This is a genomic window from Confluentibacter citreus (assembly GCF_002807055.1).
Lineage (GTDB): Bacteria > Bacteroidota > Bacteroidia > Flavobacteriales > Flavobacteriaceae > Confluentibacter > Confluentibacter citreus.
Genome location: NZ_NIXN01000001.1, coordinates 1,131,044 through 1,151,139, shown reverse-complemented (window position 1 = coordinate 1,151,139; position 20,096 = coordinate 1,131,044). Strand labels below are relative to the sequence as shown.

General features: G+C 35.7%; 19 protein-coding genes. All 19 read right to left on the bottom strand.

The genetic code is table 11. The features are described from left to right. Position 1: 1 nt before the first annotated feature. The 19 genes from argB to ilvN all read right to left on the bottom strand — a co-directional run bounded on the left by argB (position 2) and on the right by ilvN (position 20,009). Positions 2 to 778, bottom strand: coding sequence for an acetylglutamate kinase (gene argB, locus CDH49_RS05035; protein WP_100614278.1), 777 nt, complete (start codon positions 776 to 778; stop codon positions 2 to 4). 48 nt (positions 779 to 826) lie between these two features. Further along, positions 827 to 1,765 (bottom strand): N-acetylornithine carbamoyltransferase, encoded by a 939-nt coding sequence (locus tag CDH49_RS05030; RefSeq protein WP_100614277.1) that lies wholly within the window; start codon positions 1,763 to 1,765, stop codon positions 827 to 829. A gap of 6 nt (positions 1,766 to 1,771) precedes the next feature. Beyond that, positions 1,772 to 2,536 carry a glutamate 5-kinase gene (proB, locus tag CDH49_RS05025; RefSeq protein WP_100614502.1) on the bottom strand — a complete coding sequence of 255 codons (765 nt, stop codon included), beginning with the start codon at positions 2,534 to 2,536 and terminating at the stop codon, positions 1,772 to 1,774. Continuing rightward, positions 2,536 to 3,732: a glutamate-5-semialdehyde dehydrogenase gene (locus tag CDH49_RS05020; protein ID WP_100614501.1), complete on the bottom strand. Its 1,197-nt coding sequence runs from the start codon at positions 3,730 to 3,732 to the stop codon at positions 2,536 to 2,538. Before CDH49_RS05020 ends, proB begins: the two co-directional genes overlap by 1 nt. Positions 3,733 to 3,788: 56 nt before the next feature. Next, positions 3,789 to 4,949: an aspartate aminotransferase family protein gene (locus CDH49_RS05015; RefSeq protein WP_100614500.1), complete on the bottom strand. Its 1,161-nt coding sequence runs from the start codon at positions 4,947 to 4,949 to the stop codon at positions 3,789 to 3,791. Position 4,950: 1 nt separating this feature from the next. Next, a complete protein-coding gene (proC, locus tag CDH49_RS05010; protein WP_100614276.1) occupies positions 4,951 to 5,745 on the bottom strand; it encodes a pyrroline-5-carboxylate reductase in 795 nt (264 codons plus the stop codon). Positions 5,746 to 5,892: 147 nt separating this feature from the next. After that, positions 5,893 to 6,870, bottom strand: coding sequence for an N-acetyl-gamma-glutamyl-phosphate reductase (gene argC, locus CDH49_RS05005; protein WP_100614275.1), 978 nt, complete (start codon positions 6,868 to 6,870; stop codon positions 5,893 to 5,895). Further along, a complete protein-coding gene (locus CDH49_RS05000) occupies positions 6,867 to 8,048 on the bottom strand; it encodes an argininosuccinate synthase (protein ID WP_100614274.1) in 1,182 nt (393 codons plus the stop codon). The genes argC and CDH49_RS05000 overlap by 4 nt, the downstream gene beginning before the upstream one ends. A gap of 116 nt (positions 8,049 to 8,164) precedes the next feature. Beyond that, positions 8,165 to 8,731 carry a GNAT family N-acetyltransferase gene (locus CDH49_RS04995; protein ID WP_100614273.1) on the bottom strand — a complete coding sequence of 189 codons (567 nt, stop codon included), beginning with the start codon at positions 8,729 to 8,731 and terminating at the stop codon, positions 8,165 to 8,167. 94 nt (positions 8,732 to 8,825) lie between these two features. After that, positions 8,826 to 9,440, bottom strand: a complete 615-nt coding sequence (locus CDH49_RS04990) for a GNAT family N-acetyltransferase (protein ID WP_100614499.1) — start codon at positions 9,438 to 9,440, stop codon at positions 8,826 to 8,828. Between the two features lie 498 nt (positions 9,441 to 9,938). Then, positions 9,939 to 10,709, bottom strand: coding sequence for a 3-keto-disaccharide hydrolase (locus CDH49_RS04985; protein ID WP_100614272.1), 771 nt, complete (start codon positions 10,707 to 10,709; stop codon positions 9,939 to 9,941). Next, a complete protein-coding gene (locus CDH49_RS04980) occupies positions 10,706 to 11,758 on the bottom strand; it encodes a sugar phosphate isomerase/epimerase family protein (protein ID WP_100614271.1) in 1,053 nt (350 codons plus the stop codon). The genes CDH49_RS04985 and CDH49_RS04980 overlap by 4 nt, the downstream gene beginning before the upstream one ends. 12 nt (positions 11,759 to 11,770) lie before the next feature. Beyond that, positions 11,771 to 12,919: a Gfo/Idh/MocA family protein gene (locus CDH49_RS04975; RefSeq protein WP_193434710.1), complete on the bottom strand. Its 1,149-nt coding sequence runs from the start codon at positions 12,917 to 12,919 to the stop codon at positions 11,771 to 11,773. Between the two features lie 22 nt (positions 12,920 to 12,941). After that, complete coding sequence (locus CDH49_RS04970; RefSeq protein ID WP_100614270.1) at positions 12,942 to 14,165, bottom strand: MFS transporter; 1,224 nt, start codon at positions 14,163 to 14,165, stop codon at positions 12,942 to 12,944. 219 nt (positions 14,166 to 14,384) lie between these two features. Then, positions 14,385 to 14,918, bottom strand: a complete 534-nt coding sequence (gene azu / locus CDH49_RS04965) for an azurin (RefSeq protein ID WP_100614269.1) — start codon at positions 14,916 to 14,918, stop codon at positions 14,385 to 14,387. 21 nt (positions 14,919 to 14,939) lie between these two features. After that, the gene (locus CDH49_RS04960) at positions 14,940 to 16,532 is read right to left on the bottom strand and encodes an NADP-dependent glyceraldehyde-3-phosphate dehydrogenase (RefSeq protein ID WP_100614268.1); all 1,593 of its coding nucleotides are present in this window, start codon (positions 16,530 to 16,532) and stop codon (positions 14,940 to 14,942) included. Positions 16,533 to 16,700: 168 nt separating this feature from the next. Next, positions 16,701 to 17,966 (bottom strand): threonine ammonia-lyase IlvA, encoded by a 1,266-nt coding sequence (gene ilvA / locus CDH49_RS04955; RefSeq protein WP_100614267.1) that lies wholly within the window; start codon positions 17,964 to 17,966, stop codon positions 16,701 to 16,703. Between the two features lie 10 nt (positions 17,967 to 17,976). Continuing rightward, positions 17,977 to 19,452, bottom strand: coding sequence for a ketol-acid reductoisomerase (gene ilvC, locus CDH49_RS04950; protein WP_100614266.1), 1,476 nt, complete (start codon positions 19,450 to 19,452; stop codon positions 17,977 to 17,979). Positions 19,453 to 19,472: 20 nt separating this feature from the next. After that, on the bottom strand, positions 19,473 to 20,009 hold the full coding sequence (gene ilvN / locus CDH49_RS04945) for an acetolactate synthase small subunit (RefSeq protein WP_100614265.1): 537 nt from the start codon (positions 20,007 to 20,009) through the stop codon (positions 19,473 to 19,475). Positions 20,010 to 20,096: the final 87 nt, after the last annotated feature.

Here is a 20,096-nt window from a genome sequence, read left to right as displayed (position 1 = left end):
ATTATAAAGTTATTCTTGTAAAATTATCATTTTCTTGGGTTAACATATGGGTGTTTCCCATATTTATGGTTTTTACACCATTTTTTAAAGCATCGAAACAGTTTTCAAGTTTTGGCAACATCCCATCGGCTATGATTCCTTGTTCTAATAATTCATTGTATGTATTAGAATCGATGTGTTTTATGACGGAGGTTTTATCATTAATATCTTTTAAAACACCATTCAACTCAAAGCAATAATAAATGGATGTTTCGTAAAGTTCGCTCATGCCAACAGCCAATTGCGATGTAATGGTATCGGCATTCGTGTTTAATAGTTGTCCTTTACCGTCATGCGTAATCGCGCAAAATACAGGAGTGAAATCCGCTTGGATTAATTTATCTATGGATTTGTGGGCCACTTTTTTAACATCGCCCACAAAACCAAAATCAACTTCCTTCACCGGTCTTTTTTCTGATGAAATACTATTCACATCGGCACCCGTTAAACCAATCGCATCCACTTGCAAGGCTTGCAATTGCGCTACGATATTCTTATTCACCAATCCGCCATAAACCATGGTAATCACTTCCAAAGTTTCAGCATCGGTAATACGCCTGCCATTGACCATTTTAGATTCAATACCTAATTTCGATGCTATATTTGTTGCACGCTTTCCACCGCCATGCACTAAGATTTTCTTTCCTTTTAAGTTAGCAAATAGCTTTAGAAATGCTTTTAAAGAGCCATCGTCCTCAATAATATTTCCTCCTATTTTTACAATTTTTAATGTTTCCATTATATCAACTTTGAATAGGTTTCGACTGCGCTCAACCTGACAATTCGTTTATAAATTTTCAAGCAATTTTTTCAATACCAATTGCGCGGCATACGTTCTGTTATTGGCTTGTTGAATTACAATAGAACTGTCACTATCTAAAACGGCATCTTCAACAATAACGTTACGTCTCACTGGCAAACAATGCATGAATTTTGCATCACCTAATTTTTCTTTTGTAATCATCCAATGAGGGTCGGTGTTCATTATTTTTCCATAATCGTTGTAACTACTCCAGTTTTTCACATATATAAAATCGGCGTTTTTAAAGGCTTCATTTTGATTATGGGTTATTGGCGTATTAGCAGTTATTTCTGGATTTAAATTATACCCTTCCGGATTGGTGATCACAAACTCAACGTCCATTTTTTGCATCGCTTGCACAAAACTATTGGCGACTGCGTGTGGTAAGGCTTTTACATGAGGTGCCCAACTTAAAACGACTTTCGGTCTTGGTTTATTGGCATATTCTGAAATGGTAATAGCATCCGTCAAACCTTGAAGCGGGTGACCCGTAGCACTTTCCATATTCACAATAGGCACCGAAGCATATTTCATAAATGCATTGATAACTTGTTCACTTTCATCCAAAGCTTTATCAGTCAACGTTGGAAATGCTCTAACCGCAATGATATTGCAATATTGGGACACAACAGCTGCGGCTTCTTTGATGTGTTCAGCCGTGTTGCCGTTCATGATGGTACCATCTCCAAACTCGATGCCCCAAGCATCACCGGAAACATTCATCACAATAGGATCCATGCCCAAATTTAAAGCAGCTTTTTGAGTGCTTAAACGGGTGCGTAAACTGGAATTAAAAAACAACAAGCCAATGGTTTTATGCTGACCAAGCGTTATATGTTTTAACGGATTAGCCTTTAAAGCTTTCGCTTCCTCAATCCATGATTGGATGTTATCAATGTCGTTTATAGAGGTATAATGCTTCATTGTAAATTATTTTATTTTGGTAAACGGTACTTTATTATTGAAAGCATTAATCATGAAATTATCTTCCAATCCGTTTACAATCCAAGTTTCTATATTTGCTTTTTTAGTTACGGCAGCCGCTTCAATCTTCGATTGCATACCACCACTTCCATGAGACGATTTCGAACTCACCACTTGTTTTAATAACTCCTCAAAATCTTCCACTAACTCTATGGTTTTTGGCGACCCATTTTCCATAGATTCTTTGGTATAAATACCGTTTGTGTTGGTTGCAATGATAAATAAATCCACTTCTAAAAGCGACGCTGTTAGGGCTCCTAATTTATCGTTGTCCCCGAACTTAATCTCATCCGTTGCCACAGTATCATTTTCATTGATAATGGGGATGTAATTATTATCTACCAAAACATTGATGGTATTCATGATGTTCGTCCGACTTTGCTCTCTTTCAAAATCGGAATAAGACAACAAACACTGCGATGTTAATAACCCTGCTTCCCTAAAAATTTCTTGATAAATATGAATCAAGTGGGGCTGTCCGATAGATGCTAACGCCTGTTTTACTGTAATTTCCTTGCCTTTACTCTCTAGCTTTACAAGTTGCTTTGCTGCGGCAATAGCACCAGAACTCACAATAATAAATTCGCAACTATCTTTTAAATAAGCGATTTGATTCGCCATATCCTCAATCTTACCTCTAGAAATATTATTGGTTTCTTTGGTAAGTGTATTAGAACCTACTTTAAGTAATATTCTTTTCTTTTTCTGCATTATCTTATTTGTCCATTCCCATGAACATACCATTTATTGGTTACTAAATGTTGTAAACCTATCGGCCCTCTTTGGTGTAATTTATCGGTACTGATAGCTAATTCGCCACCTAAACCTAATTGAAAACCATCGGTAAACCTTGTTGACACATTATGATATACAGCTGCATTATCAACATTTGCCATGAATGTTTGGGCTTCAATCTCATTCTTCGTAATTATGGAAGAAGAATGTCCGCCAGAATAGGCATTAATCATAGCAACAGCATCTTGAGTCGACTCAATTTCACCAATCACAATTTTATAATCTAAAAATTCTTCAGACCAAATATCGTTTGAAGGAATAGCTTCAACATGGTCATATTCAGACATGATTTCATCACCCAAAATGGCGACTTTAGACTCTTTTAATTTTGAAATCAGGTCTTTTACAAACACTTCTTTATTTGGTAAATTTTTATCAATCAACACTTTATCCAAAGCGTTACACGCTGAAATTTTTGTGGTTTTCGCATTGATAATCACATCCATGGCTATTTGTAAATCGGCTTCCTTGTGCACATACACAAAATTGTTACCACGACCACTAATAATCACAGGACAGGTTGCATGTTCTTTCACAAAAGCAATCAGTTTTTCGCCTCCACGAGGGACAATTAAATCCACTTTTTGAGTCGGCTTTTCTAAAAACGCTTGGGTTTCCGTTCTATCGAATTGTAAATATTCTACCCAATCGGTTGAAGCATCGTTTGCTTTTAAAGCCTGATGCCACAGTTCAACAATCTTTAAATTCGATTTCAATGACTCTTTTCCGCCTTTAAGTAATATTTTATTTCCGGATTTAAAAGCAATGCCGGCAGCTTCCACCGTCACATCCGGACGTGATTCATAAATAATCAACACCGTTCCAAATGAGGCTGTTTTATTATAAACCTGCATACCATTCTCATGTTTGAAAGCGAAACGCTCAACACCCACAGGATCGTCTTGGGATGCTAAATGCGTTACCGAGGCCATCATATCATCTACTTTGGAATCATCTACTTTTAAACGATCGTACATAGAAATATCTTCACCTTTATAAGCCTCTAAATCGGCTTTGTTAATCTTAATGATAGCAGCTCTTTCTTTTTCCAAAAGTTCAGCCATTTTAAGTAATACGGCATTTCTTGTTTCTATGTTTAATAATGTATTCATTTTTTTTGTTTTTAATTTTTGAAGTTTTAGGCTTCTGAATTTCAACAAACTTTATACTAACCTTGAACTTCTAGTTCTTTATTTTCAACGTTGACCAATGCCTTTTTTAGGGCATTAAAAAAATCATCAACATGGTTTGTCTGAATGGTTAATGGTGGTAAAATTCTAATTAACTTTTTATTGGAAGCGCCACCAGTAAAAATATGATGCTCATAAATAAGCTTTTTTCTGAGGTCGCCGACTTCAAAGTCGAATTCCAAACCAATCATTAATCCTCTACCTTTAATCGTTTTTATTTGCGGAATTGATTTAGCTACAGAAATAAAATAATCTGAAACAACATTAACATTATCCATCAATTTCTCTTCTTCAATGGTATTCAAAACAGCCAATCCAGCAGCACACGCCAAATGATTGCCGCCAAACGTAGTACCCAACATTCCATGCTTGGCTTCAATACTTGGGTGGATTAAAATACCACCGATTGGAAATCCGTTCCCCATACCTTTCGCAATGGAAATAACTTCTGGTGTCACGTTGTAATACTGAAACGCAAAGAATTTACCTGAACGTCCGTAACCCGATTGCACCTCATCAGCAATAAAATAGGTATTATTGGCTTTACAAAGGGCATCCACTTGTTCGAAAAACTCGGCAGTTCCTTGGTCTAATCCGCCAACACCTTGAATAAACTCAACAATAACGGCACAAACATCCCCTTTTTCCAATTCTCTTTTAACGCCTTCAATATCATTTAACGCTAAAAAAGTGACTTGTTGTTGCGCATTGATGGGTGCTACAATATTTTTATTATCGGTTACCGCGACTGCTGCTGATGTACGTCCGTGAAAGGCATTATCAAAAGCAATAACACGTGCTTTTCCTGTTTTAAATGATGCTAATTTTAGTGCATTTTCGTTGGCTTCGGCACCAGAATTGCATAAAAACAATTCGTAACCTTTACAACCTGATAATGTTTCTATTTTATCAGCTAATTCAACCTGTAACGGATTTTGAATCGCATTGGAATAGAATCCAAGTTTAGATACTTGATTGATAACAGCTTCTACATATTTGGGATGCGAATGCCCAATAGAAATCACGGCATGACCTCCGTAGAGGTCTAAGTATTCAACTCCTTTTTCGTCGTAAACGTACATATCTTTTCCAGATATTGGAGTGACATTATATAATGGATAAACGTCAAATAATGGCATTTTAATTCTTTTTAATTTGGTTAATTTTCTCAAACGACGCCACGATACCTTGTATTAAAGCCGAACTCAACCCTTGGTGTTCCATCGCATTTAAACCTTCAATGGTACAACCACTTGGGGTTGTAACGCGGTCTATTTCCTGCTCAGGATGTCTCCCGGATTCCAGTAACAAACTGGCTGCTCCAAAACACGTTTGCGTAGCTAATTCATGTGCCTGTTCTGCTTCAAAACCTAATTGTATGGCACCTTGCGTTGTAGCACGCACAAGGCGCATCCAAAACGCGATACCGCTCGCACAAATAACGGTGGCGGCTTGTACCAAATCCTCAGGAATGACCATGGTTGTTCCTAATTGGTTAAATATATTTTGCGCTAAAGCCACTTTATCTTGGGCTTTTTCGTTGGCGGCAATGCAAGTCATGGATTTTCCAATGGAAATAGCTGTATTGGGCATCACACGAATGATATTTTTATCCTTCCCAATAATACCTTCAATCCTGGCAATGTCAACACCAGCAGCAACAGAAATAACCACATGGTTAGCGGTAATCTTAGAAGCAACACTTTCCAAAACAGCATTGATATGTTTCGGTTGCAAAGCGAAAATAACCATATCCGATTGCTCTACTGCCAACATATTGTCATTGGTAATAGTGACGTTTTCAACCGAATTAAAACTATTTACAGCCGTCGTATTCTTATCACTTAAGTATAACGACGTAAACGTTTTGTTTTTAATAAGTCCTTTGGCTATGGAGCTTCCTAAATTTCCTGTTCCGATGATAGCTATTTTCATTTTTAACCCTTTAATTGCCACCAATTCACTAATTAAGTTGTCTAATTATTTGTTTATTAATGGCTTGTTTTTAATCATTCCTGTTTATTTATAATTTTTAAAATTACCACAAATCATTCCTCCCCTTTGGGGAGGTTAGGTGGGGCTTTAAAAATACGTTGCTTTTAATTGCAATCCTGTTGTTTCTTCTAAACCAAACATTAAATTCATATTCTGAATTGCTTGTCCGGATGCTCCCTTTAAAAGGTTATCTATAATACTCGTCACCAATAATTTATTATTGTGTTTATGCAAATGAATCAAACATTTATTGGTGTTTACCACTTGCTTTAAATGCAACACGTCATCTGAAACGAACGTAAACTTAGCATCTTTATAAAACGCTTTGAACAAATCTTTAGCATCTTCTAATGTACCTTCAAAGTTGGTGTAAACCGTTGCAAAAATACCTCTTGAAAAATTTCCTCTGTTTGGCATAAAAAGAATTTCAGAAGAAAAGCTGTTTTGCAATAGCTTAACCGACTGATTAATCTCCCCTAAATGTTGGTGCGTAAAGGGTTTATAATACGAAAAGTTGTTATCCCTCCACGGAAAATGGGAGGTTTCCGATAACGATGTTCCCGCTCCCGTAGCACCTGTAACCGCATTCACATGCACATCATCACTTAACACATTTTGCTGTGCCAATGGTAATAATGCCAATTGGATTGCTGTTGCAAAACATCCTGGATTGGCTATATAATCCGCTTTTTTAATGGTTTCTTTTTGTAATTCTGGTAAACCATAGACAAACGATTTTCCATGGAATTGTTTATCTTTTTCTAATCTGAAATCGTTTCCTAAGTCAATAATTTTAGTAGTATCTGAAAACGCATTAGCTGATAAAAACTTCACAGAATTCCCATGTCCCAAACATAAAAATAATACATCTACATTCGGATTGATAGTATCTGTAAACTTAAGGTCTAAATCGCCCAACAAATCTTGGTGAACACTACTAATTTTATTGCCAGCATTAGATGTGCTATACACAAAATTAATCTCGGTTTCAGGATGATTGATAAGTAATCGTATCAATTCTCCTGCCGTGTAACCTGCGCCACCTATAATGCCTACTTGAATCATGATCCGGAATTTACTTGTTGATATATTTTGTTCTGATTGCCGAAAATTTTAATAAAACCTTTTGCTTCTTCTGGAGTCCATCCTTTATTTTCTTCGCCATAACTTCCAAACTTCGCATTCATTAAATCGTGTTTAGATGAAATCCCATCCAACGTAAAATGATATGGTTTTAAAGTGACTACCACATCGCCACTGACTTTATCTTGACTGCTTTCTAAAAATGCTTCAATATTTCTCATAACGGGATCTAAATACTGACCTTCGTGCAAATGCATGCCATAAAAACTAGCTAAATATTCTTTATGTTGTAATTGCCATTTGGTAAGTGTATGTTTTTCCAATAAATGATGGGCTTTAATAGTTATCAATGCCGCCGCGGCTTCAAAACCAACCCTACCTTTTATACCCACAATCGTATCTCCCACATGAATATCTCTACCAATAGCATAAGCTTTCGCCAGATTGTTTAATACTTCAATATTGATTTCTGGGTCATTTTCTATGCCATTTATAGCTATTAACTCCCCTTTCATAAAAGTCAGTTTTACTTTTTCAGGCTCTGCGTGTTTTAACTGTGATGGATATGCTTCTTCAGGTAAAGGCTTATCAGATGTCAAGGTTTCCGAACCACCAACACTAGTTCCCCAAAGTCCTTTGTTTACTGAATACTTCGCTTTTTCCCAAGACATGTCAATACCATTAGCTTTTAAATAATCTATTTCCTCTTGTCTGCTTAGCTTTTTATCCCTAATAGGTGTAACGATTTGAATTTCTGGCGCCAATGTTTGGAAAATCATATCGAAACGTACTTGATCATTTCCAGCGCCTGTGCTTCCGTGAGCTATATATTCTGCATCTATACTCTTAGCATACTCAACAATTTCAATAGCTTGTATGATTCGCTCTGCACTTACAGATAAGGGATACGTATTATTTTTTAATACATTTCCAAAAATCAAATACTTAACCACCTTTTGGTAAAATGTGGCTACGGCATCGATATTTTTATACGTAGTAACACCCATTTTATAGGCATTACTTTCAATATGATCGATTTCGGCTTTGGTAAATCCACCTGTATTGACGCTAACCGCATGCACATCAAATTCTTTCGACAAACTTACCGCACAGTAGGACGTATCTAAACCGCCACTGTATGCTATCACTAATTTTTTCATGTGTTTATATTAATTGTTTTCAATGGTCACATGCTTTTCGCTATTAATCATTCTCCGAAGGAATAAAAATTTTGAACAAGCTCGTTTCATGCTATTATTTTTATATAACTTATTTTTTATTTTAATTCTCTAATTTCAGACTCGAAACATGCATTAACATAATACTTAAAATTAAGTTCATCACGAAGCTTTCCTAATTTCTCAAGTTCTTGAACTAATACGACAGACATTTTAGATAGTGTCACATGAGTCATCCCCAGTATTTCGTTATAATGATGAACTTTAGGCGTTTGCGCAATCGAAATAAGAAATGTATCACTAAATAATTCTGTCATTTTAGCCATTAATAACAAACCAAGATTATAATTACGAAATTGATCATCCACCCACAATGACGAACGTTCGTATACAAAATGGCCTTTAACAACATGTTCGTGAACAAAAATATGCCCATAAATTTCACCGTCTTTTTTTAATATAAAGCAACCATTTTCAGCACGTTTTCTTAACATGTCGACACTGACGTAATACAACGTAGGAAGTACTTTCGATCTTTCAGAAATCACTTCTAATGCTTTATTTGAAAGCCTATAAACGAGCTGTATTTCCATGCCTGATTCTTCACAAAAACGTTCAGCACTTTCTATAGCACTATTAATTTCTATATCCAATATTGTATTCATATTAATGTATGTGTCTTAAATTCATTTGATAATCCTATGGCGCATTTAGATGCCTCAATACTGCCACCACATGCCTTACTAATTTTTATTGACATTATTTTTTATCTTTTTTTAAAAACATGGTCTCTTTGATTTGTTTCAATCTATTGAAAACTTTTTCTTTAATTTTAATTGGCTCTTTGCTTTTGTCATTTGGATCATATAACATCCCAGTACACAAGCACATTTTTCTATTGGTACGCGTTAAAACATCATAATTTTTACATGTTTGGCAGCCATCCCAAAACGTTGGATCATCGGTTAATTCTGAAAATGGCACAGGTTTATAACCTAAATCCGTGTTCATCTTCATAACCGCTAAACCCGTTGTAATACTAAATACTTTAGCATCTGGAAACTTAGTTCTAGAATGTTTAAATACCTTGTGTTTTATTTTTTTTGCTAACCCTGCTCCTCGATAGTCTGGATGCACTATTAATCCTGAATTGGCTACAAACTTACCATGACCCCAAAGTTCTATATAACAAAATCCAGCAAATTTATCACCATCTAAAGCAATAACAGCATTTCCATTAACCATTTTCTTTGTGATGTATTCGGGTGTACGCCTCGCAATACCCGTGCCTCTAACCGCAGCAGACTCTGCAATAGTTTCGCAAATAATTTCTGCGTATTTAGAATGTGATTCATTGGCAATTATAACTTCCATTAATAATTTATAATAAGAGTTAAAGATTAAGGCTAATTTTTCAATGTACTGAACTGGACTCACCTAATTCAAAAACGGCAAATAACCTAAGGGCGGCGCGGATAAATAACGCACATAAAATATGGGTTAATTACTATATTAAATAAACTTTGAAATGTTATGGATGAAATTTTATACACTATAAAAAAAAATTAAAATTACGTTTCGGTTTTGGGTCATTGAATGACTAGAAGCTGCGACGAGAAATACTCGCGCGGAAACCGGGGGATGAAGGACGTATTTTATTTTTTAATGTATTCATAGTGTAAAATTATGATTTTATTTATTACGTCTGTTAAAATTATCTTTTTTTTTATAAAAATTATTAATATCTCTCCTTTTTCTGGGTTTTGTTTTTAATTATTCAACATTAAACCCATTTTATAATGGTTATAAAAACAAAAAGCGCGTACCAATTGTATGCGCTCTTGTTGTTTAGTATTTGTAAATTCTTTTATATTAAAGCTCTCTAACCCAAATGTTTCGATAACTTACTTCACTATTGTGATTTTGTAATAGTATGGGCGCTTTTCCATGCGGTTTATATTTAGGCCACCCAATGAAGGTCATGGGACCAATTAATTCAAAATGATCTTGAATAAGCACTCCATTATGCAACACGGTCATCGTTGCCTTTTTAACAACGTCTCCATACAAGCCGAACACTGGCGCATGATATATGATGTCATACGTATTCCACTCCCCTGTTGGAACGGATGCTTTGGCTAAAGGAATGGATTGTTTGTAAACAGACCCCACTTGTCCGTTTACATAGGTTTCGTTATCATTATTGTCTAAAACCTGTACTTCATATAATTTTTGAATGATAACACCACTATTACCTCTATTTTGTCCGTCACCCACAATTTTTTCTGGTGATTTCCATTCTAAATGAAGTTGTATATCTCCAAAGTTACGTTTGGTTTGTATGTCGCCTATGCCTCTACCCAATTTTACCGTCATACTACCATCTTTATTGAGTGTCCATTTAACCTCAGAAGAATCTCTAGGGCTTGTCCATTCACTAAAATTAGTTCCATCAAATAAGACGATGGCATCACTTGGAGGTGCACCATTTTTTCCTGGAGTTACTGTTGGCGGCTTAGGCTCCCAAATTTCGGTGGCTTCTGGTTTGGTGGGTTCGATGTAATTTTCATTACTTTTTTCTTGCGACCAGCTTGTCGCATATAGTACCGTGATTAAAAGTGATAAACTTATTCTTCTAATCATAATCCTAGAATTTTCTTTAAATGATCTTTATCTACTTCACCTCCGGCAAAATCGTCAAAACTTCTTTCCGCAGCTTCAATAATATGACTTTGAATGAAAGGAGCTCCTTCCCTCGCACCTTGCTCAGAAGATTTGATACAACATTCCCATTCCATGACGGCCCAAACATCACATTTGTACTTAGTTAATTTTGAAAAAATACTTTTAAAATCCACTTGCCCATCCCCTAAAGAACGAAAGCGTCCCGCACGGTCTGCCCAATCAGAATACCCACCATAAACACCTTGCTTTCCTGTAGGGTTAAATTCGGCATCCTTTACATGGAATGCTTTAATACGTTCGTGGTAATAATCAATAAACGTTAAATAATCCAATTGCTGAAGGATGTAATGACTTGGATCATAAAGAATATTGGCGCGTTTATGATTACCCGTTGCTTTTAAGAAACGCTCAAAAGAAATCCCATCATGTAAATCTTCACCGGGATGGATTTCATAACAAACATCAACCCCATGTTCATCAAAATGATTTAAAATGGGTAGCCAACGTTTAGCCAATTCTTCAAATCCCATGTCAACCAATCCTTTTGGACGTTGTGGCCAAGGATAAACGGTATGCCATAAAAATCCGCCAGAAAACGTCGCATGCGCTTTTAAACCTAATCGTCCACTAGCAGTTCCAGATTTTTTCACAAAATCAATCGCCCATTCCGTTCTGGCTTTTGGATTGTTTCTGAATTTCTCTGGTGCAAAACCATCGAACATAGTATCATAAGCTGGATGAACAGCTACCAATTGCCCTTGTAAATGTGTCGATAATTCGGTGATTTCCAAACCATACGAATTGATTTTTCCTTTTAACTCGTCGCAATAGGTTTGGCTTTCAGCCGCCTTTTCAACATCTATTAAATTTGTTTCCCAAGTTGGGATTTGTATGCCTTTATATCCTAAATCTGCTGCCCATTGGCACATGCCATCCAAACTGTTGAATGGTGCTTCACTTCCTGCGAATTGCGCTAAGAAAACAGCAGGTCCTTTTAATGTCTTCATCTCTTTATTATTTTAATTTAGTTTTACCCAAGCGGCATTATTTTTATCACTTTCTACAGAAGCGTAAATGAACTTCATGCCTCTTATACCATCTTCTACGGTTGGATAATCTGGTTTTTTAATGTTTTTTCCATCTTTAAGAGCCATCAAATGCATTGCAAAGTTTTTATAAATGGTTGCAAAGGCCTCTAAATAACCCTCAGGATGTCCTGCCGGAATTCTAGTAACAGACGTTGATTCTGGATACAAACCATTGCCGTTAGGCGTGAAAATTTGTTTTGGCTTGTCTAACCAACGGGTGATTAATTCGTTCGGATTTTCTTGATGCCACTCAATACTTCCCTTTTCACCATACACTCTAATAGCCAAGTTATTTTCCTCACCTAAAGCTATTTGGGAAATCGACATGGTTCCTTTAGCACCGTTTTCCATACGAAGCAATAAATTTCCATCGTCATCCAAAGTTCTACCTTTACCAAATCTTCCAAGATCGGCCGCTAATTCTTTAATTTTTAAACCAGTAATATATTCAACTAAATTTTCAGCATGCGTTCCAATATCGCCCAATGCACCGCCAATGCCAGAACGTTTTGGGTCCACGCGCCACGACGCTTGTTTATTATCTGTACTTTCAACAGCGGTAGATAACCATCCTTGTAAATACTGCACTTGTATTTTTCTGATGTTTCCTAAATCACCACTATCAACCATTGCCTTAGCCTGCTTAACCATAGCATTTCCAGTATAGTTGTGCGTTAATGCAAATAATTTGTTGCTTTTTTCAATTACTTTTTGAAGTTCTGTAGCTTCATCTAAAGTAAGCGTAACGGGTTTATCGCAAACCACGTGGAATCCATGTTCCAAAGCGAACTTTGCTGGTGGAAAATGCATGTGATTAGGTGTTACGATGGCAACAAAATCCATTCTAACATCTTCTGGCAATTCTTTTTCTTTCAAAATCATTTCTTCATAACTTCCGTAACATCTGTTTTCTGGAAGAAATAAATTTTTACCTGATTGAATTGATTTTTCTGAATTACTACTGAAAGCCCCACATACCAATTCAATTAATCCATCAATGGAAGCCGCTTTTCTGTGTACATCACCAATGAATGACCCTGTGCCACCACCAATCATTCCCATTCTTAATTTTTTACTCATTTTTTTTAAATCTTAAAATAATTTAATGTCCTGTTTGTGGAATTCTTTTTTCCTCGATTTTTTTACGCATGAAAAATAATATTCCAAATAATACCACTAATGTTAAAGGGAAGTAAACCATAAATCCTAATATGGATTTACCTGCTACAATATCAGCGGCTGCACCTACTAATCCTGATGCCATAGCATTTTGTTTTTCTGTATCTAGCATAGAACCAATAATGGGATTCCAAATGGAGGTCGCAAACATACCCATACCGCCTACTAACGACATTCCTAAAGCACCCGTTTTTGAAGTGTATTCAGAAATAAAACCAATCATTGTTGGCCAGAAATAACAAACCCCAAGTGCAAATAAAGCTGCCGCGGCGTAAATCAAAGCACCATCAGCAATACTCATTAAATAAATGGCTACCGTTGTCGTAATGGCAGACATCCATAATACGCCTATGGGATTTAATTTATGCACAATCGGCCCTGCGAAGAAACGTCCCAAAGCCATAATTCCTGTTACTAAAGCCAATACCAGCATAGGACTTGCACCAGAACTACCTAATATTTTTTCTACCCATTGTTGCGGAATGAATTCTGATACAGCTGTTAATGACATGCATAATAAAATAAAAATATATAAAGGATTTGCTAATGCTTTTATATTTTGTGAGGTGTTGGATTCAATATTGTCTCCTTCTGGGAATTTCTGGGAAAACACCAAATATCCATAAATCAATGTTGGAATTAACATGACCGCAATTTGCATTTGCCAACCCATGCCGTTACTTGACATGAATTGTGATACCAAGGCACCTATAACAAGACCTCCAGGAAACCAAACATGGAATTTGTTTAGCATGGCTGTTCTGTTATTTGTATACATATCAGCAATCATTGGGTTACAAGCTGCTTCAACGGAGCCATTAGCAAAACCGATGAAGAACGTTGAAATAATTAGCATCCAAAATCCGCCGGCATAAATAGTTAGGATTAGCCCTAAAATATGACATACAAAAGCAACGGTCATCAATTTTTTTGCACCTATAGAATTATACAACAGACCTCCAATAATCATTGCTAGAGGAAACCCTAAAAATGCCATACTATTAATCCATCCTAATTTTTCATTTGAAATTTCAAAATCAGTCCCCAATTGGGTTAAGATTCCTGCTCTAATAGCAAATGTCATAGAGGTTACTACAAGTGAAACACAAGCAGCTAAGAAAATTTTGTTTTTATTTACTTCATTCATAATTATTTGGTTTAGTTGGTTTGGTAATCGCCATGTAAAATAGCAATTTCTTCAATAAAAATAAATATATTTATTAAACTCGTAGTATTAAATAAATTCAAAACACCTTTTTTAACATATTTTTTAAAATTTGGTTATAATAAAACAAAGGAAATAATAGAGATAAAAAAAGCCCTAAATGGGCTTTTTCTAAAAGTAAAAATTACTTAATCAAAATCGTTATTCAACAATAAACTTACCTTTCATCAGAGCGTAATGTCCTGGGAAGCTACATAAGAAATCATAAGTTCCAGCTTCAGGAGCATCAAACTCAATAGATGATGTTTGTCCTCCTCCAATTAAATCGGTATGTGCTACAATATCCTTTTCTGAACCTGCAGGAATGTATTTGGTATCTCTAGCAACTGCGGCTTTTGCTCCAAATTCAGCCACATCAACACCTTGTTTAAGTATTACAAAATTGTGTCCCATAACATTAACATCCATTTTGCCTTTGTGCCTTAATGTTATTTTTACTTTCTGACCTGCTTTCACTTTGATTTCAGATAAATCAAATTTCATCATATCATCGCCGGTTATAACAATCTCAGTAACGTTACTATTAACATCAGCTTTTGGTTCTTCCTCTTCTTTTTGAACCCCTAATTTAATAGTTTCTTTTTGTTGTTCTTCTTTCTTTTCTCCACCGCAGCTTGTGAAAATGACTAGTGAAAAAATAGTTACCAATACATAATTAATGTGTCTCTTGTTCATGCTTTAAATTTAGTTTTTGTTTTATAAAATATAATCTGTGCTTATAAAATTTGACGTTTTCTTGTTTAACAACTCATTCAAAATAGCATTATTATACTCATTATCTTTTGATGCTACAAATGTTCTGATAGAGAAAGACCTTAACGCATCATGCACACTCAAGGTACTGACTGCTGAATCTTTTCTACCTGTGAATGGATATACATCTGGTCCACGTTGACAAGAACTGTTCAAATTTACTCGACACACCAAATTTACTAAAGTATCTATTAATGGTGATAGTGTATTAACATTTTTTCCGAACAAACTAACTTGCTGACCATAATTTGATTCTGCCATATCATCCAAAGGCTCATCTATATCTGAGAAAGAAACCACTGGAATTACTGGCCCAAACTGTTCTTCATTGAACACTCTCATATCTTTTTTAACAGGATATAACACAGCAGGATAAATAAAGTTCTCAGATGTTTCGCCTCCTTTTTTGTTAATAATTTTGGCTCCTTTACTGATAGCATCATCAATTAATCCTTGTATGTAAGCTGGTTTATCAACTTCTGGAAGCGGTGTTAACTTTACTCCAGGCTCCCACGGGTTTCCAAATTTCAACGAATCCACTTTATATGAAAAACGCCTGTTAAATTCCTCAACAACAGATTCATGAACATATAAGATCTTCAGTGCCGTACAACGCTGACCATTAAAAGATAAGGTTCCCGTAATACATTCATCTACAGCTAAATCTAAATCGGCATCGGGCAATACAATGGCAGGATTTTTAGCCTCTAAGCCCAATACCAGACGCAATCTGTTCTTTTTTGGATGCTTCTCTTGAAGTATATTGGCAGATTTGCTGTTCCCAATCAATGCCAACACATCAACTTTCCCAGATTCCATAATGGGGGCAGCCAAGACGCGACCTCGACCATAAATAATGTTTACAACACCTTTTGGGAAACTTTTTTGAAATGCCTCAAGTAATGGATAAATTAAAAGCACTCCCAATTTAGCTGGTTTAAAAATAACCGTATTCCCCATAATCAATGCAGGAATAAGCAAGGTAAAGGTTTCGTTAAGCGGGTAATTATAAGGCCCTAAACATAAAACAACACCAAGTGGCCCTCTACGGATGTGGGCATATACGCCATCATTCTTTTCAAACTTAGCAGAATCCCTATCTATTTGTTTGTAAGCTTCAATAGTATCATATATATAATCAACCGTTCTATCAAATTCCTTTTCGGAATCAGGCAGATTTTTCCCTATTTCCCACATTAAAAGTTTAACAACTTCTGCTCTTTTGGTTTTCATTAGCTTCACAAAAGTCTCCATACAAGCAATGCGGTCTACAACCTTCATGGTTGGCCACAAACCTTGTCCATTTTCATAAGCTTCCTGTGCCGCATTTAGAGCATCTAAAGCCTCTTTGGCACCGAGTTCTGGAACAGTACCCAATAAAGTTGGTTTATAGTCTTCGGTTGAAGAAATAGTAGAATATACTTCGGAAGTAGTTCCATTCCATTGTTTAAGCTCACCTGCAACCAAATATGATTTTTGATGCAAAAGAGAATTGATTTTATATGCTTCTGGTATTTCTGAAAATGTTGTAGTCATGACGAAATTTTATATATAAAAAGGTATTGCTAAGATACCTATATTTTTAATTATGAGCCTTCTAAAAAAGGACATCTATTAAAAAATAGCATATTCTTAGCACTTAGCTTAATTGTATATAAAATGTATAAACCGAAATCGATTTCGCGAATATTTTGATGACTAAAATCAGACTAAAAACTGAAATAAGTCTGGTTTATCGTTAAGATAGTCTCCAAAAAAGTTATGCTGTTTCATTTTTGTGATTAATGGCTCTAAATCGTTGGCGGATTTTAATTCAATCCCAACCAATGCTGCGCCATTTTCGCGGTTTGTTTTTTTTGTGTATTCGAAATGCGTGATGTCATCCGTTGGCCCAAGAATATCAACCACAAATTCTTTCAAAGCTCCAGCACGCTGCGGGAATTTCACAATAAAATAATGTTTTAAATTGGCGAACAATAAAGCACGTTCCTTTATTTCGGCTGTTCTGGTAATGTCATTATTGCCGCCACTGATCACACAAACTACATTCTTGCCTTTTATAACTTCAGCGTAAAAATCTAATGCGGAAATACTTAAAGCACCTGCTGGCTCCACAACAATAGCATCTTTATTATAAAGTTCTAAAATAGTTTGGCACACTTTGCCTTCCGGCACGGTTATCATATCATGTAAATTCTCTTTACAAATAGGAAATGTTAAGTCGCCAACACGTTTTACAGCAGCGCCATCAACAAATCTTTCAATATGCTGAAGTTCTGTATTTTTATTGTTTTTTATGGATAAAGACATCGAAGGTGCGCCTTCAGGCTCACATCCTATGATTTTTGTGCTAGGTGATAATTCTTTGAAAACAGATGATAATCCTGCCGCTAAACCACCGCCACCAACAGCTATAAAAACATAATCAATAGGTTCTTTAGTTTGTTCTAGAATTTCTAGACCAATGGTTGCTTGGCCTTCAATAACTTTTTCATCATCAAAAGGATGAATGAATGTTTTATTAAGTTCTTTACATTCTAACATAGATGCATGATAAGCATCATCATAGGTATCGCCAACCATCTTGATGTCTATAAAATCCTCACCAAACATTTTAACCTGTTCGATTTTTTGATTTGGCGTTGGTGTGGGCATGTAAATGGTTCCTTTAATCTTCAATAATTTACAAGATAAAGCAACACCTTGAGCATGATTGCCTGCACTTGCACAAACGACACCGTTTTTAGATTCAGCTGCTGTTAGTGAACTTATTTTGTTGTAAGCCCCTCTGATTTTATAGGAACGTACTTGCTGAAGATCTTCGCGTTTCAACAAAATGTTTGCTCCAAACTCTTTTGAATATCTTTCGCTAGGGCTTAAAGGCGTAACTGCCGATACCTTCTTAATGGTATCGGCAGCTACTTTAATCTTTTTAATGCTAGGAAAATATACGGTTTTTTCCTTATTCATAAATGATGTATTAAACTATTGGTTTCATAGCTTTCATGGAAGCTCTTAAGAAGGTTCCTATTTTCTCAACTGGATGGTTTCTTAAAGCGGCATTTACCTCTATTAATTTAGCATTATCTACCCCTTTACCATTATCTTTAGCATAAGGTTTTCCAATAACGTCTGTATCGATTTTCTTCATGAAATCAGCCAATAAAGGTTTACAAGCATGATCAAATAAATAACAACCATATTCTGCTGTGTCAGATATAACGCTGTTCATTTCATACAATTTACGTCTTGCAATGGTATTTGCAATAAGTGGTGTTTCGTGTAAAGATTCGTAGTATGCAGAGGCATCAATAATTCCAGAATCGGTCATAGCTTCAAAAGCTAATTCTACTCCTGCTCTAACCATCGCCACCATTAACACACCATTATCATAATATTCTTGTTCTGTAATGGTAACATTTCCAGCTGGTGTTTTTTCAAATGCTGTTTCTGCTGTAGCAGCTCTCCATCCTAATAAATCTTTATCATTATTAGCCCAATCTGCCATCATACCACTTGAGAAACGACCCTCCATAATATCGTCCATGTGTTTTTGGAATAACGGACGCATGATATCTTTTAATTCTTCCGATAATTCAAACGCTTTTATTTTAGCAGGATTTGAAAGTCTGTCCATCATATTGGTAATACCGCCATATTTAAGACCTTCTGTTACAGTTTCCCAACCATATTGAATTAATTTTGAAGCATAGCCAGCATCAATTCCTTTCTCAATCATTTTATCAAAACAAAGGATAGAACCTGTTTGTAACAATCCACAAAGAATCGTTTGTTCGCCCATTAAATCTGATTTTACCTCAGCCACAAAGGACGATGCCAAAACACCTGCTCTATCACCACCAGTAGCAGCTGCATAAGCTTTTGCTTGCGCCCAACCTTTACCTTCTGGATCGTTTTCTTCGTGTACAGCGATTAACGTTGGTACACCAAAACCTCTTTTATATTCTTCCCTTACTTCTGTACCAGGACATTTAGGAGCCACCATAATAACGGTTAAGTCTTTACGGATTTGCGTGCCTTCTTCAACAATGTTAAACCCGTGGGAATATGATAAAGTTGCGCCTTTTTTCATTAAGGGCATAACCGCTTTAATAACACTTGTATGTTGCTTATCTGGAGTTAAGTTTAAAACTAAATCGGCAGTCGGAATCAATTCTTCATAAGTCCCAACTTTAAACCCGTTTTCAGTAGCATTCAAATAAGATTTGCGTTTTTCTTTGATAGCTTCGGCACGTAAGGTGTAAGAAATATCCAATCCAGAATCCCTCATATTCAATCCTTGGTTTAAGCCTTGCGCACCACATCCTACGATGACAATTTTTTTACCTTTTAAAACTTCTACGCCATCTGCAAATTCTGCAGTTTCCATAAATCTACACTTCGACAATTGATTTAATTTATCTCTTAACGACAATGTATTAAAATAATTTCCCATTCTTAAATGTTGTTTTTATGTTATAATTGGTTGTTGAATGCTGATAGCATTTCACTTATTTTCATTTCTTCTTTAGTCACGGCAATACGTCCTGAACGCACAAATTGCATGATTCCAAAAACATTAAGTTCTCTTCGTAATAATTCAATTTCATGACGTCTGCCCGATTTTTCAAGTACAAAAAACTTTTTGTTAACCGTTACGATTCTGGCGTTACTGTCTTTTATAATGTTCTGAATTTGTGGTTCTTCAAACAATAAATCGGATTTTATTTTAAACATACACGATTCGGTATAAATAGTATCTTCATCTGTATGATAATAAGCTTTCAAGGCTTCCACTTGCTTCTCTATTTGCTTAACCACTTTTATCGCTTGACTTTCTGTGATATTTACAACGATAACAAATCTATTGACGCTTTCGATTTCAGATTGGGACGTTGTTAAGCTTTCAATATTGATATGTCTACGTTGAAAAATAGCAGATATGCGATTAAGCAACCCAATATTGTTTTCGGTATAAACCGAAATGGTGAATGATTTAATTTCTTCGTTCATTTTGAAAAGATGTTAGAGAATAGATACAAGAAAAAAGACTTTTATAATCTTATTTTAATACTTATACATTCTCGTTTTACTATATTC

Coding starts and splice junctions, on each gene's coding strand:
- ilvN (WP_100614265.1), bottom strand. CDS start 20,009: ATGAACGAAGAAATTAAATCATTCACCATTTCGGTTTATACCGAAAAC.
- CDH49_RS04970 (WP_100614270.1), bottom strand. CDS start 14,165: ATGAATGAAGTAAATAAAAACAAAATTTTCTTAGCTGCTTGTGTTTCA.
- CDH49_RS05030 (WP_100614277.1), bottom strand. CDS start 1,765: ATGAAGCATTATACCTCTATAAACGACATTGATAACATCCAATCATGG.
- azu (WP_100614269.1), bottom strand. CDS start 14,918: ATGAACAAGAGACACATTAATTATGTATTGGTAACTATTTTTTCACTA.
- CDH49_RS05000 (WP_100614274.1), bottom strand. CDS start 8,048: ATGAAAAAATTAGTGATAGCATACAGTGGCGGTTTAGATACGTCCTAC.
- CDH49_RS05020 (WP_100614501.1), bottom strand. CDS start 3,732: ATGAATACATTATTAAACATAGAAACAAGAAATGCCGTATTACTTAAA.
- CDH49_RS04985 (WP_100614272.1), bottom strand. CDS start 10,709: ATGATTAGAAGAATAAGTTTATCACTTTTAATCACGGTACTATATGCG.
- CDH49_RS04960 (WP_100614268.1), bottom strand. CDS start 16,532: ATGACTACAACATTTTCAGAAATACCAGAAGCATATAAAATCAATTCT.
- ilvC (WP_100614266.1), bottom strand. CDS start 19,452: ATGGGAAATTATTTTAATACATTGTCGTTAAGAGATAAATTAAATCAA.
- CDH49_RS04980 (WP_100614271.1), bottom strand. CDS start 11,758: ATGAAGACATTAAAAGGACCTGCTGTTTTCTTAGCGCAATTCGCAGGA.
- proB (WP_100614502.1), bottom strand. CDS start 2,536: ATGCAGAAAAAGAAAAGAATATTACTTAAAGTAGGTTCTAATACACTT.
- CDH49_RS05015 (WP_100614500.1), bottom strand. CDS start 4,949: ATGCCATTATTTGACGTTTATCCATTATATAATGTCACTCCAATATCT.
- ilvA (WP_100614267.1), bottom strand. CDS start 17,966: ATGAATAAGGAAAAAACCGTATATTTTCCTAGCATTAAAAAGATTAAA.
- argB (WP_100614278.1), bottom strand. CDS start 778: ATGGAAACATTAAAAATTGTAAAAATAGGAGGAAATATTATTGAGGAC.
- proC (WP_100614276.1), bottom strand. CDS start 5,745: ATGAAAATAGCTATCATCGGAACAGGAAATTTAGGAAGCTCCATAGCC.
- CDH49_RS04990 (WP_100614499.1), bottom strand. CDS start 9,440: ATGGAAGTTATAATTGCCAATGAATCACATTCTAAATACGCAGAAATT.
- CDH49_RS04995 (WP_100614273.1), bottom strand. CDS start 8,731: ATGAATACAATATTGGATATAGAAATTAATAGTGCTATAGAAAGTGCT.
- argC (WP_100614275.1), bottom strand. CDS start 6,870: ATGATTCAAGTAGGCATTATAGGTGGCGCAGGTTACACGGCAGGAGAA.
- CDH49_RS04975 (WP_193434710.1), bottom strand. CDS start 12,919: ATGAGTAAAAAATTAAGAATGGGAATGATTGGTGGTGGCACAGGGTCA.